General features: G+C 45.2%; 9 protein-coding genes. 4 read left to right on the top strand and 5 right to left on the bottom strand.

Annotated features, from left to right (window positions below):
• Positions 1 to 265: 265 nt before the first annotated feature.
• The 3 genes from AB6805_RS20150 (at position 266) to AB6805_RS20140 (ending at position 5,121) form a co-directional block, all read left to right on the top strand.
• Positions 266 to 3,562, top strand: coding sequence for a vitamin B12-dependent ribonucleotide reductase (locus tag AB6805_RS20150; protein ID WP_370911239.1), 3,297 nt, complete (start codon positions 266 to 268; stop codon positions 3,560 to 3,562).
• 549 nt (positions 3,563 to 4,111) lie between these two features.
• Positions 4,112 to 4,612: a hypothetical protein gene (locus AB6805_RS20145; protein WP_370911238.1), complete on the top strand. Its 501-nt coding sequence runs from the start codon at positions 4,112 to 4,114 to the stop codon at positions 4,610 to 4,612.
• Between the two features lie 20 nt (positions 4,613 to 4,632).
• On the top strand, positions 4,633 to 5,121 hold the full coding sequence (locus tag AB6805_RS20140) for a YcxB family protein (RefSeq protein ID WP_370911237.1): 489 nt from the start codon (positions 4,633 to 4,635) through the stop codon (positions 5,119 to 5,121).
• A gap of 11 nt (positions 5,122 to 5,132) precedes the next feature.
• Here the strand turns inward: AB6805_RS20140 and AB6805_RS20135 are convergent, their stop codons facing one another.
• The 5 genes from AB6805_RS20135 to prs all read right to left on the bottom strand — a co-directional run bounded on the left by AB6805_RS20135 (position 5,133) and on the right by prs (position 12,614).
• Positions 5,133 to 5,849, bottom strand: a complete 717-nt coding sequence (locus tag AB6805_RS20135; protein WP_370911236.1) for a DUF2490 domain-containing protein — start codon at positions 5,847 to 5,849, stop codon at positions 5,133 to 5,135.
• A gap of 110 nt (positions 5,850 to 5,959) precedes the next feature.
• The gene (locus AB6805_RS20130) at positions 5,960 to 7,450 is read right to left on the bottom strand and encodes a SusD/RagB family nutrient-binding outer membrane lipoprotein (RefSeq protein ID WP_370911235.1); all 1,491 of its coding nucleotides are present in this window, start codon (positions 7,448 to 7,450) and stop codon (positions 5,960 to 5,962) included.
• A gap of 11 nt (positions 7,451 to 7,461) precedes the next feature.
• Entirely contained in the window at positions 7,462 to 10,986 is a 3,525-nt protein-coding gene (locus tag AB6805_RS20125; protein ID WP_370911234.1) for a SusC/RagA family TonB-linked outer membrane protein, read from the bottom strand.
• A 140-nt stretch (positions 10,987 to 11,126) separates the two neighbouring features.
• Entirely contained in the window at positions 11,127 to 11,573 is a 447-nt protein-coding gene (locus AB6805_RS20120; protein WP_370911233.1) for a GNAT family N-acetyltransferase, read from the bottom strand.
• Between the two features lie 108 nt (positions 11,574 to 11,681).
• Entirely contained in the window at positions 11,682 to 12,614 is a 933-nt protein-coding gene (gene prs / locus AB6805_RS20115; RefSeq protein WP_370911232.1) for a ribose-phosphate diphosphokinase, read from the bottom strand.
• A gap of 161 nt (positions 12,615 to 12,775) precedes the next feature.
• Here prs and AB6805_RS20110 point away from each other — a divergent pair, with 161 nt between their 5' ends.
• On the top strand, positions 12,776 to 13,507 hold the full coding sequence (locus tag AB6805_RS20110) for a carboxypeptidase-like regulatory domain-containing protein (RefSeq protein WP_370911231.1): 732 nt from the start codon (positions 12,776 to 12,778) through the stop codon (positions 13,505 to 13,507).
• Positions 13,508 to 13,578: the final 71 nt, after the last annotated feature.

Below are 13,578 nucleotides of genomic sequence, written 5' to 3'. Positions count from 1 at the left end.
AATAAATATGCATTCAATTCATTTTCTATTCATGAACTTCATGATACCTAGCGGATTATGTGTAACGCAACTGTAAACGTTTTGTTAATGACAAATTTTAAGCCGGATTTCTTTTTGGCTTTATAACAAACGTGTTGGCAAACTGTTTGCGCAATTATCCACAATCTGTGCAAAATAAATGGGCCGCTCCAGGCATTTTAAAATTAATTTTAGAGTACTCCGCTATACTAACTCATTTATATCATCTAAGAAAAAATTTACGGGCATGAAAAATCCAGTCAATAGTAAGAATGGGCTTGCGTTTACCCGCCATTTTACCAAAGAAGGTGTGAGTCCATACGACCAGTTTGCCTACGAACTCCGCTCTTCTGTGATCCGGAATCCCGGTGGCGATGTAGTATTTGAAATGAATAATGTGGAAGTACCGGCTGCCTGGTCGCAGATTGCTACCGACATCCTGGCGCAGAAATATTTCCGCAAAGCAGGGGTGCCGCAGGCTGATGGCACTTCGGGGAGGGAAACTTCGGTGAAACAGGTGGTGCATCGTATGGCCAACTGCTGGCGTGCCTGGGGTGAAAAATATGGCTATTTCGCTTCTGCCGAAGATGCCCGGATTTTCTATGAAGAGCTGACCTACAGTATGCTCAACCAGTCGTGTGTGCCTAACTCCCCCCAGTGGTTTAATACCGGCTTATTTGAGAGCTATGGTATTAAAGGCAAGCCGCAGGGCCATTATTATGTGGAGCAAAACACCGGCACCCTGGAAAAGTCTACTTCTGCATACGAGCGGCCTCAGCCTCATGCCTGTTTTATTTTAAGTGTAAACGATGACCTGGTGAATGAGGGCGGAATTATGGATTTATGGATGCGGGAAGCCCGCATCTTCAAATACGGTTCCGGTGTGGGTACCAATTTTTCGCATATCCGGGGAGATGGGGAGAAGCTTAGTGGTGGCGGAACTTCCAGTGGATTAATGAGTTTTCTGAAGATCGGGGACCGGGCAGCGGGAGCCATTAAGTCGGGTGGCACCACCAGGAGGGCTGCAAAAATGGTGTGCCTGGATCTTGATCACCCGGAGATTATGGAATTTGTAAACTGGAAAGTAGAAGAAGAAAAGAAGGTGGCAGCATTGATTGCAGCTGGCTATTCTTCTGATTATGAAGGAGATGCGTATAAAACGGTATCTGGCCAGAACTCCAATAATTCTGTCCGGGTACCGAATTCTTTTTTCAGGGTGTTGGAGGAAGATGGCGAATGGGAACTCAAAGCCAGGAGTACCGGTAAAACCACAAAAACGGTAAAAGCAAAGGATTTGTGGGACCAGATTACTTATGCCGCCTGGCGTTGTGCAGATCCGGGTACGCAATATGACACGACTATCAATGAGTGGCATACCTGTCCGCAGGGCGGGCGTATTAACGCCTCTAATCCGTGTTCAGAATATATGTTCCTCGATAATACGGCCTGTAATCTGGCATCCGTGAACCTCCGGCGCTTTTTCGATGATGAAAAGAACCTGTTTGATGTTCCCGGCTTTGAATACACCGTGAGGTTATGGACAGTGGTGCTGGAAATTTCTGTACTGATGGCCCAATTCCCCTCTAAAGAAGTGGCGCAGCTTAGTTATGAATACCGTACGCTGGGGCTGGGTTATGCAAACCTGGGTTCTATGCTGATGGTGAGCGGCATTGCCTACGACAGCGAGGAAGCGCGTGGTATATCAGGAGCGATATCCGCTATTATGACGGGGATTGCCTATAAAACTTCTGCGGAGATGGCTGCACATCTGGGCGCCTTTCCGCGGTATGAAGAGAACCGGGAAGATATGTTGCGGGTGATGCGGAATCACCGGGCGGCCGCATACGATGCCTCTGATGCGTATGATGGACTGGAGATAAAGCCCAGGGGCATTGATGCACGGTATTGCGCGGATTACCTGCTGAAATCGGCCACCAAGGCCTGGGACGAGGCAGTGAAGCTGGGTGAGCAATATGGTTACCGTAATGCACAGGCAACGGTGATTGCGCCTACCGGCACTATTGGCCTGGTGATGGATTGTGACACTACCGGCGTGGAGCCTGATTTTGCATTGGTGAAATTCAAAAAGCTGTCTGGTGGCGGCTATTTTAAGATTATTAACCAGTCTATTCCTACGGCGTTACAAAACCTTGGCTATTCTTCCCACGAAATAAAGGCGATTGTGGATTATGCAAAAGGAACCGGCAATTTTGCGGGGGCGCCTTATATTAATCATCAGTCGCTGAGCGAGAAAGGATTTATGGGGGAAGAGCTGAAAAAGTTGGATACCGCCGTTTCTTCTTCTTTTGATATATCATTTGTATTTAATGTATATACATTGGGAGAAGAGTGTTTGCAGCGGTTAGGGTTTAAGGCGGAGGATTATTACAGTCTTGAGTTCAGCCTGTTACATGCTTTGGGATTTACGGATGAGCAGATAGAAGCGGCGAATGATTATGTGTGCGGAACAATGACGGTGGAGGGGGCGCCTTACCTGAAGGAAGCTCATTTGCCTGTATTTGACTGTGCCAATAAATGCGGAAAGCACGGGGAGCGGTATATCCATGCGCATGGTCACATCAGGATGATGGCGGCGGTGCAACCTTTTATTTCCGGAGCTATTTCCAAAACCATTAACCTACCGAATGAGGCGGCGGTGGAAGAAATTGCGGATGCTTATAAGCTCAGCTGGGAACTTGGGTTGAAAGCCTGTGCTTTGTACCGGGACGGTAGTAAGTTAAGTCAGCCTTTGAGCAATAAGAGTGATAAAAAGAAGAAAGCGGAGCCGGTGAACGAAGTGGCTGCCGGGCAGGACCTTCAGCAGCTGACGATCGATGAGTTGCTGGAGGAAGTGAACAAACGGATGCTGGCCAGCAGGGACACCACCTTAAAGCGCCAGTTGTCGAGGATTGTGGAGCGGCAAAGTTTGCCGTCCAAACGGGGTGGGTTTACGCAAAAAGCAAATGTGGGTGGCCAGGTAATTTTTGTGCGTACCGGGGAGTACAACGATGGTACGTTGGGCGAAATATTTATTGATCTGGCGAAAGAGGGCTCTACTTTACGGAGTTTGATGAACTGTTTTGCCATTGCCGTTTCCGTGGGATTGCAATACGGGGTTCCGTTGGAAGAGTTTGTGGATAAGTTTGTATTCACGCGGTTTGAGCCGGCAGGAATGGTAGATCATCCTAATATTAAATCGGCCACCTCGCTGATCGATTATATTTTCAGGGTGTTAGGATACGAGTACCTGGGCCGTACCGACCTGGTACATGTGCTGGATGCAGCTGGAAATACGGGTGAGGGAGATGCGGATGAGGAAGTGCCGGTTCCATTGCCGGGAAGGGTAAACAGTAGCGGGCAGGCTGCGCCACGTATTCCCAGAATGCAGGCGGCTACAGCATTTCAGCAGGAAAGTGGTACGCAGGATTACCTGAAAAGTATGCAAAGTGATGCGCCGGCATGTAATACCTGTGGACATATCACGGTGCGTTCGGGTACTTGCTATAAATGTTTGAATTGCGGTACCAGCATGGGTTGCAGCTGATTGATGTTACAACTTCTTGTTAATGATATGTTATTTAGGCTCTAAAATTTCAAAGAAAAATAACATGCCCTTACCTTTGTATTCAAATAGGGTTTTCATAGGATAGTAACAAATTGAGGGCGCTTTTCTAGGCGCCCTTACTTTTTTCAAAAAATACCCTGTTTTTCTTCTCTTTCTCCAGGCAATATTTAGGTCCTGATTCTTTACCACATATTTTTTCATTAGATATTTTTCTAAAAAGATCAATCTAATTGCATCTTTTTTAAAAACATGCAGAAATATTAATATATTTCTAATATTTAATCTTTCCTCTAACTCACGATATAATTTTATTATATTTGTTATTGTATTAATTTTTATTATGGTTACTGTCCTATGAAAAACCAAATATTCCTACACCGCATGATTCATCATGCACTGTAAATGACTCTCGAAAGCAATGGTTCGCCCATTGCTTTTGTTTTTTTCAGGGGTTTTTACGCATATTTTGGAATCTACTAGAAATCTCAAAATATAATTGTATTTTTAAACTCGAAAATTTGACGCCTTATGAAAAAGCTGTTGTTTATGCTGTTGGTAGTTTTGGCCGCAGCCGCATCAGCAAATGCCAGCACTGGTTTCAAAAACGGGGATAATAATGGTGATAAAAACGGAGACAACAACGATAACCGTAATAACGCCAAGAACACGAATAATGCCAAGCCTGTAAGGGTAGAAGAGTTTGTGTTAATGTTTCCGCGGGTAGAGACAACTGAGAAAGTGGATGAAGCAGAGTTGGAGAAAGCTATTGTGGACTTATACAAGTGGTACTTACAAAACGAGACTAAATTAAATACAAACGACTTCCTCAAAGGGAGTGGTAAGGAAATGGCTTTTCCTTTCAAGGTAGATCCAAAAACCTTGCAGCAATATTTTCTGTTCATCAAGAAGAACTTCCCCGGATTCAGCGAGGACGATCTGTCTAATGTAAAACGCAGCCGGAAGAAGGAAGCACCTGTTACTGTGCGTGATGAAATGGATAATCCGATGTCGATTTCAGTTAACAGATAAAATAGTTTTGCCAGGCGATAATGCATTTAGAGTTTAACTACGATAAAGGGGATGTGTTGCATGCATTGCGCTATCATTTTATGCGAAGAGGCGAGATTAAAGTCTTCCGCAATACCCTTATCATCTTATTACTTGCTACTTTAACAGGTTATTTTTTTAGCGTGGTGACCACCGGCGCGCTTACTGGTATTGTTATCATGATACTGGTGCTTGGCTGGGTATTCTGGTACCTGTTACCTGTTTCCATTTACAATAAGGCGGCTACTTTTAAAGACAGTATACATCTGAAGTATTCTGACGAGGGATTATTGATTACCACCCGGGGGAGTGATCATCCGCGTAATATCAGCTGGAGCAATTTTTCCAGGGTAGTGGAAACTGAAAAATTCTTCTTCCTCTATCGTGATAAGAAAACCTTTTTTCTCATTCCCACCAGTGCTTTCCAGACAGAGGAAGCCTACCGCAATTTCGCGGGCATACTCAAATCGAAGTTTAGTAATTACCGGTAAGACTTTCTACGTTACAGGTTAATATTCTGGAATATGCTGAAATGCAGGATATGGTTCATGGTTTTAGCGCCTGACGTAACCTGGACCAGCTGGTTCATATAACCTATATCTGCTTTGAGATTAGGATTGAACTGATATCCAAAAGCAACCAGGAAGCGGTTCTGATCGAACAGCAGGTTGCTGATATCATTTCCCCAGAGATTTAAAAAGATTTCGTCCTGCAGGGCCACGTAAAACGGGGTGGCTGCTTTTTTATGAAGGATGGGTAGTTGTGTGCGGTTGAAATAGCGGGCGCGGTTGCCATATTTCCAATTACCGATAGCATGCGGCTCTCCGGGAGCTGACGGTTGGGATACCCAGCGTTGTTCCAGCCGTACCCGGTGAGTCATATCCAGTTTTTTTGCTTTATGGATATATTGTTCAAAGATGCGTTGTTCAGGCAGCCATGTATTGCTGGTGGCATTGTAAGTGGGCACATATGCATATCCCAGTAAAATATGATCCTGTTTGGTAAGGGAATATTGCAGACCGCCGCGCATGAGCAGCTGACCTTTGTTACTGATACCATCCCTGATACGTAACTGCACATCAAAAGGCACCGCCCATTTACTGTTAATTTTCATGGTGCCGAAATAAGTATACCAATTTTGGTAAGCATGTGTTGTTTCCTGTGCTGATACCAAACGGACAATAGCCAGCAGGGCCATTGTTAGCAGTACTTTCCTCATGATCGTTGAATATAGGTGGGGTTAAAGATAAATAAATCGGTATAAAAAAAGAAAGCGCCTGCAGATGCAGGCGCCGGTAGATTGTTGTTTAGCTATAGTTGATTGTTGTATCAGAATTTGTTATACCACAGTTTGGTGCCTTTTGTGTCGCCACCGATGTCGGAAGCGGCTTTTTCGTAACTGGCCTTATTCTGTGTTTGCTCGGTTTGCAGGTAAGTTAACCTGTAGGGCACCATTGTAACGCTGGGATCCAGTGAACCGGATACCGGAGCGATGAATAATGGTTGTCCGCCTGGTTTGCTGAAATGCAGCCTGGTTCTTTCAAACCATGCCTGGAAGCCCTGCGGATAAAGCGCGAGCCATTTTTGCGTACCGATCACATTTCTCCAGTCGGCGGCCACGTAAGGTACTTTCGCTATATATGCCTCGATAGCAGCATCCGTGATATCTGTGTTGTTGGTAAGTGTACGCCAGTAGCTGATGGAAGCGGTGATGCCTTTTGCATAGTGTGTAGCTGCATCATCGCCCACATTCATGCCTCTGGCAGCAGCTTCCGCCAGGATAAACTCTACTTCTGCATATCCCATTAGGATACCTGGCATTGTGGCGCTATATATTTGTGTGCCGGGAAAGGAGTAGTTGTCTATAGGAAGTCTGTCCGGATTTGAAGCGGACGAGCCGTAAGGCATACCTTTGATGGTATCGCTAATGGCTGAAGGCCGGGCATAAATGCTGAGGCGGGGATCATTTACACTTTTCATATAATCCACCAGGGTGGCGCTTACAGAAAAGTCGATGATATCGCGTTCAGAGTCATTATAAGGAAATTTGTTGGGTGCTGCATTCAGGTATTCGAACTCGGCATTGTCACTGTTATCGCTAAGGGCATCCTGATAGTGCGCTTCAATGATCTGTTTGGCTTTTTGCGGATTGGCGTCTACCATGCGGATGGCCAATCTGAGCATCAGCGAATTTGCCAGTTTCTTCCATTTTTCCACATCTCCGTTATAAATAATATCCCCGGTTTCAAAGCTAATCTGTGATGTATCCAGCACATTTATCTGCGCCTGCAAGGTGTCGAGCAGGGAGTTATAAATGGTTTGGGCATCATCGTATTGAGGGGTAATATTACTGCTACCCTGGAAGGTTTTTGTATATGGAATATTTCCGTAGGTATCTGCCAGGATCTGGTAAATCCAGGCGCTTGTGATTTTTGCGATGGCACTCTGGTTAGTTGCGCCGGGCAGCCCTGGGTTAGCCGCGTTTTGTTTAACCAGGTCATCAAGATTATGCAACGAGATACGGTATAATGTATTCCAGAAAGCGGCATTATTACCTTCATCGAGATTGAACTGGCTATCATTTGTCCTGGAGTTTCCAGTCCAGAATTGTGCATAGTTCATGGCGATGAAGCCGTTTTGTAATCCGCTGTAAAGCATGTCCATCGTGCTTTTCTGGGCGCCCGTGAGCAGGTTTGCGGGCGAAGCGGTAGTTGGCCTGGTTGGATCAGTGTTCATATCATCCAACTTTTTACAGCTGGTAACTGCCAGTGAAGCCAACAAGAACAGGATGCTGCTATATTTAAAAATCTTTTTAGTCATCTTCACAAAATTTAGAATGATACATTCAGGTTTAATCCATAAGACCGGAGTGATGGCAGCGCACCACCTTCAATTCCCTGTACGTTGGAAGCGGAATTGAGGATATTGGATGGATCTACATTCGGCGCATTGGATTTAATTAACCAGAGGTTACGGCCATAGAGAGAAAGGCGGGCGGCCTGGGCTCCTATTTTCTTATACCATGATTCGGGCAGGTTGTAACCAATTTTTGCTTCTCTCAGGTAGACGTAGCTGGCATCATACAGGTTGGCCTTGCTGATCACATTTCCACCATTGTAGTTGAAATGATCCTGTGCGGTAATTTTTGTGGTATTGGCATGTCCATCTGCGGTTACACCCGGAACGATAATGCCATTTTCACGGATGCCATTTTCTACTGTAGTTTCCAGCAGACCGGATTTGTTTCCGTACAGGTTAGTGTAGGAGAAGAAATCGCCGCCGTGTTGGAAATCAACCAGTGCAGACAGGTAAATACCTTTATAAGTGAAAGTGTTGGTAACACCACCTACATAATCGGGATAAGCGTTACCAATAGGTTTGATTTCACTTGGCACATAACGTCCGAGTGCATCTACTACTTTCTGGCCGTTAAGGTAAGTATAATCGGTACCGCGGATAGTTCCCAGCGGCTCTCCTACTTGTCCTACCACCGATACCTTCTGTGTACGGCGGTCGGTGCCGATTGTCAGAAAGTCCAGTGATGTATTATACTGTGCAATATCCAGGTTGAGCACCTTGTTCCGGTTGCGTGCGAGGTTGGCGCTGATATCCCAGCGGAAGCCATTTTTCAGGCGGATGGGGTTCAGGTTCAGGCCTATTTCAATACCTTTATTTTCCACACTACCGCCATTTACGTAGGCTCCGGTGAAACCGGTAGCTGTAGGCAGTGCCAGTGTGATGATCTGATCCTTGGTAACGCGTCTGTAGTAGGTGAAGTCAACACCAATACGGTTGTCCAGGAATTTCAATTCCACGCCTGTTTCCACTTCCGTGGTACGTTCCGGTTTCAGGTCTTCGTTGTATAATGTTGGAGAGAACTGAATAACCGGATTGCTGCCGAAAGGAGGAATGAAGTCGTATGTGTTGTAAATCCGGTACGGATCGGCATCATTACCTACTGCAGCGAGGCTACCTCTTAATTTACCAAATGACAGCCATTTCCATTCTTTCAACAGGTCTGAGAAAACAAAGGAAAGGGAGGCCGATGGATAGAAATATTGGTTATTACCTTTTACCAGGGTAGAGGACCAGTCGCTACGACCCGTGAGGTCGAGGAACAGCAGGTTCTTATATCCCAGGTTGGCGGTAGCGAAAACGGAGTTGATCTGTTTTTCGTAGTACTGATCAATGGCCTGAGCGGGCTGGGCAGAGTTGAGCAGGTTGTATACATCTTTCGTGATCAATCCACCTACAACGCTTCCGCCGGTGACGGTCCATTTACGATGCATTACGTTTCCACCAACTGTTGCATTCAGCTGGAAGTCGGTACCGAAATCTTTTTTGATATCTGCTGTTAACTGATAGTTCATTTCTCGGTTACTTCTCACGCGTTTGATATATCCTCCTATTGCATAATCTTTTGCTGTTCTTTCTTCTTCGAGTGTGCTATAGTCGTCCATGAATACGCGACCGGAGAAGGAGAGCCATTTTGTGGCGTCTATATCCAGTCCGGCGGATCCGAAGAGCCTGTTGCGGCTATCTGTTTCGTAATCCATATAACGGTTCCAGTATGGTCCATTGCTGGAGGAGACCGTTGGATCGTCCCATGACCGGCGGTTCCAGGTGATCTGTGATCCGTCATCATACTTATATCTTTTCTCCATTTCCAAATCGAGCTGGCGTTGACCATACATCGTGAACTGCAATGTAGGATTGGGACCGGTAAAGCCGGTACCCGGACGGCCTTTTACTTTTAAGGAGGTGTAGTTCATGGAGGCTACGGCTTTTACTCCCTTTGTTAATTCATAGCTACCATTGAAAGAGAGATTGTTTCTTTTGTTGGTGGCGTTGGGGAGTACGAAGGTTTGATCCATGTTACCGTACGATAAGCGGAAACTTCCTTTATCGTCGCTGCCTGCCATTGATATATTGTTGGTTAGAGTAAAACCTGTTTTATAGAAGTCTTTTACATTATTTGGATGTGGTGACCAGGTATCAGTTTTACCGAAGTATGGATTTTTTTTATCCTTGTCCCATGACCAGTAAGGGCGAATAATCTGTCCGTTCAGTTTGGGTCCCCATGATTCATCTACTGCATATTGTGGCATCAGGTCGTAGCGTCCTTTGCCGTTGTTGTCGTCGTAAGTGGCGCTTTGTTCATTAAGGAAGCCTTCCGGATGCTGGTTGTAATAGAGCGTATCAAATTTTCCTGCACTACCGCCGCCGTAAGAATTCTGATAATCGGGGAGTACAGCTACCTGATCTACCTGGGCATTGAGGCTATAGGTAACCCCGATTCCTTTTTCGGTATCCGGGCGTTTCTTGGTTGTTATCTGGAGAACGCCGTTCGCGCCGCGGCTTCCGTAAAGGGCGGTTGCGGCTGCGCCTTTGAGGACAGAGATGTTTTCAATGTCTTCCGGGTTGATATCCTGCATAGGGCTACCGTAGTCGTAGCCACCACCACCGTTTTGCTGTCCGGGATCGTTTGTTACGTTATTGATCATGGGTACACCATCCAATACAAAGAAGGCATTGTTATCACCCAGGATGGATTTTACCCCACGGATGGTGATTTTGCTGGCGCCGCCCATGGAACCGGTGTTAGAGCTGATTTGCACACCGGGAACTTTTCCTGTGAGGGCGTTTACAAAGTTCACTTCTTTTGCTTCCTGTACGGCATTGCCGCTTACTTCCTGTATGGCATAACCTACGGAGCGGGGATTCTTTTTTATGCCGAGGGCCGTGACTACTACCTCTCCCAAAACTTTTTTGGTAGCATTGGAGGGAACCAGGGTAACATCGAGTTCACCTCTTTTTTCTACCGGGATAGACTGTTCACCGAAAGTAGGAGCTGTGATGAGTATGGTATCGCGTACGGCCGCCTTAATGGTGTATTGACCAGTTGGGTCTGACTGTGCGTTTAGTTTAGATGTTTTATTCCGGATAACGGCGCCTGGAATAGGAGTTCCTTTATCATCTTTCACTGTTCCTGTTAACTGGAATTTTCCTACTTCGCTTTTAGCGGTAGCTGAGTCCGGGGGAAGGATGAGTGCGGTATCCTCTTTAGGCTTTGCTACAGCCGTTTTGGCGGTATCGGTTACTGGTTTGGAAGTATCCTGTTTCGGTTTAACAGTGGAATCGGTAGCAGCAGGTTTAATGACTACCGGAGCAGTGGTATCCTGTTTAGGTTTAACACTGGTATCAGCAGCAGCGGGTTTAATCACTACCGGAACGGTGGTATCAGCTTGCAGCTGTTTTGCTGTGAGATACCCTTCGGGTTTTGCGTATGCGCTGCTGGAGGTATAGCAGAAAAAGGCATAGCACAGCCCCGACCAGGCTAGTACATGGCTTCTCATCGTATTATGAAAGATTTGGTTACAAAATTTTTTGACAGGATTCCTATGCTGTCTGTTGTTATATTGGTTATCCATCAATATAACAATACAATCAAAACGCCTTCTACAATGGGTTGCAGAAGCAAAAAAATAAAAAATAATTAATTCAGGTTTTTCCTCATTTCGTAGTGCGGAATGCCCACCTCTGTAAATTCTTCTCCACAGATTTCATAGCCCAGTTTCCGATAGAACCCCGTAGCTTCTTTCCGGGCGTGCATGGTTAATTCATCAAAGCCGTTGCTACGTGCATATTGTTCTGCAAATACTACAATTTCTCTGCCTATTCCTTTGCCCTGCAGGCGCGGCGACACTGCCATTTGTCTTAACTGTACTGTGTTTTCACTAACAGGAGTGAGAATACAACAACCGGCGAGTATTTCATGATCGTTCCCTTGTGTAAAGCCGGCAATGAAAATATCATTGATTTCTTTTTGTAATTGTTCGGCTGAAAATGTAAGCCCCAATGGTTTTCGAAGCACCTCGCTACGAAGGTCAATCATACTATGGTAGTCGCAACTACCGTATTCGAGTATACGAAAATCAAGCATAATGATTTGTCAGATTTGCAGATGGCCGATTTATGCCATTTCAATTTCAGGAATTACCGCTGCATGGTTCACAAGTGTCTGGATGACAAATAGCCTGCCAACAGGTAATCAGGAGTGCTGTGACTGAAAATAATTGACGATCAGCTGATCGACTGATTTTACAAGCAACATATCGTCGTTGATGGTGATAGCATTGGGATGGGTATCTGTGCAGACTACCTTTTTAATGAGGCCTGATTGCTTGATTTTTTCGAAGCCATTTCCTGCAAAGATGCCGTGGGTGGTGATAACGAAGATATTGCCGGCACCGGCATCACGATAAGATTGTGCGGCATGGATCAGAGAACCGCCCGTGCGGATCATGTCATCGTAGATGATCACTGTTTTGTCTTTTACATCGGCGCTGATGGCGGTAATAGCTGTTTCATCGCCGGAAAGGCGACGTTTGAACGCGAAAGCCGCCGGTACATGCAGATCGTTGGCAAGGGATTCTACCCATTTAGCCCTGCCCGCATCTGTGCTGGCCAGCACAAAAGGCTCTCCGGCTGCGAGTTCCATAGCCGTATTCATTACAAATTCCTTTGCATATAAATGCACCGGGCGAACATCGTTTTCAAAATACCAGGTAATACCATCCACATGAAGATCAATCATTACGATCCTGTTGCCACGGGAGGTATTGGGTAAAGACGAAAACAATACAGCGCGTGTTTTGGCTTTTACAATTTCGCCATATTTTACGGCGCGTTCCATAGTAGAATATCCAAAAAAAGGAATGATGATGGTCAGGGAATAAGCTCCCAGCTGGATGCAACCGCTGGCCAGATCATATAGTTCCAGTGTTTCTTTATCGTCGATAGTGCCACCAAGCAAAATCACTTCTTTGTTGCTGACATTACTCAAAATGCGGTGATAATGCTCCCCATCGGGGAAATCGCGTATGTCTAATTCCCCATTTTCCCAGGTGGAGCCTGCAATTGAGAGTATCCTGTTTTTCAGATACTGATAATGTTGGGTAGCAAAGATGATTTTCTGTGGCATGACTTTTACACAATAATGGGTGATAACCGTAAAAATAAGTGATTAGAGGGATATTTATAATGTTGATAATTAATAATTTTGCTGCTGAGCACTCACATTTCTCCCGTTTTTTAACTTTTCATTTGCGGGTGGAACATTAAATTTGAAGGATTAGTATATTCATGATTCGTATTACAGCATATATCGGAGCACTGTTTTTTTTCTTTTTCATTAACATGCAGGGAACCTTCGCGCAGGTGCGTTTGTCCGGTATGGTGGCGGATCAGGATTCCAAAACGGGATTGCCTTTTGTTTCTATTGTTAACAAGAGGACAATGACGGGCACATTAAGTAATGAAAATGGCCGTTTTTATATTGAGGCACTGCCGGGAGATACCCTTGAATTTTCCATGTTGAGCTATACACCTAAAATGTTGCTTGTTCCGGGAATGTCAGCTTCCCAGGATGTATATATGCAGAAGCGGTTGTTTGAACTGCAGGGGGTAAATATCCGGGGTAAGAACTACCGCAACGATTCTATGGCACTGAGAGATGAATATGGGCGCTACTTTGATTACCGTAAGCCAGGGGCGATGGATGTACTTAAAACCTTGCCGGCTAACCCGATTACGGCTTTAAGTTATCTAGTGCCAAGTAAAGTGCGTAAAAGAAAAGAGCAGTTTCATGAACAGCTGGTTTACTGGGAGAAGGAGAAGTTCATCGACTATCGCTATTCTCCTGAACTGGTGGGAAGAATGACCAAGCTACAGAGCCCGGAACTGGATTCGTTTATGTATAAATACAGGCCGGGATACCAGTTTTTAAATTCCGCTTCCGACTATGATCTGTTACTTTATATAAAGCAATCGTTTGAAGAATATAAGAAGCAAAAGATAGAAAAGAAAGAACCTTAAATAATTGTTACGCCGGAGAATTATCTCCGGCGTAATTGTTTATTATCTGCTATGAATTTTTTTAATATTTA

Source organism: Chitinophaga sp. RCC_12 (assembly GCF_041360695.1).
GTDB lineage: Bacteria > Bacteroidota > Bacteroidia > Chitinophagales > Chitinophagaceae > Chitinophaga.
This window is presented reverse-complemented; position numbering and strand designations above follow the sequence as displayed.

Excerpts from the sequence above, each read along its gene's own strand:
- AB6805_RS20150 (WP_370911239.1), top strand. The coding sequence starts at position 266 with ATGAAAAATCCAGTCAATAGTAAGAATGGGCTTGCGTTTACCCGCCAT.
- AB6805_RS20145 (WP_370911238.1), top strand. The coding sequence starts at position 4,112 with ATGAAAAAGCTGTTGTTTATGCTGTTGGTAGTTTTGGCCGCAGCCGCA.
- AB6805_RS20140 (WP_370911237.1), top strand. The coding sequence starts at position 4,633 with ATGCATTTAGAGTTTAACTACGATAAAGGGGATGTGTTGCATGCATTG.
- AB6805_RS20135 (WP_370911236.1), bottom strand. The coding sequence starts at position 5,849 with ATGAGGAAAGTACTGCTAACAATGGCCCTGCTGGCTATTGTCCGTTTG.
- AB6805_RS20130 (WP_370911235.1), bottom strand. The coding sequence starts at position 7,450 with ATGACTAAAAAGATTTTTAAATATAGCAGCATCCTGTTCTTGTTGGCT.
- AB6805_RS20125 (WP_370911234.1), bottom strand. The coding sequence starts at position 10,986 with ATGAGAAGCCATGTACTAGCCTGGTCGGGGCTGTGCTATGCCTTTTTC.
- AB6805_RS20120 (WP_370911233.1), bottom strand. The coding sequence starts at position 11,573 with ATGCTTGATTTTCGTATACTCGAATACGGTAGTTGCGACTACCATAGT.
- prs (WP_370911232.1), bottom strand. The coding sequence starts at position 12,614 with ATGCCACAGAAAATCATCTTTGCTACCCAACATTATCAGTATCTGAAA.
- AB6805_RS20110 (WP_370911231.1), top strand. The coding sequence starts at position 12,776 with ATGATTCGTATTACAGCATATATCGGAGCACTGTTTTTTTTCTTTTTC.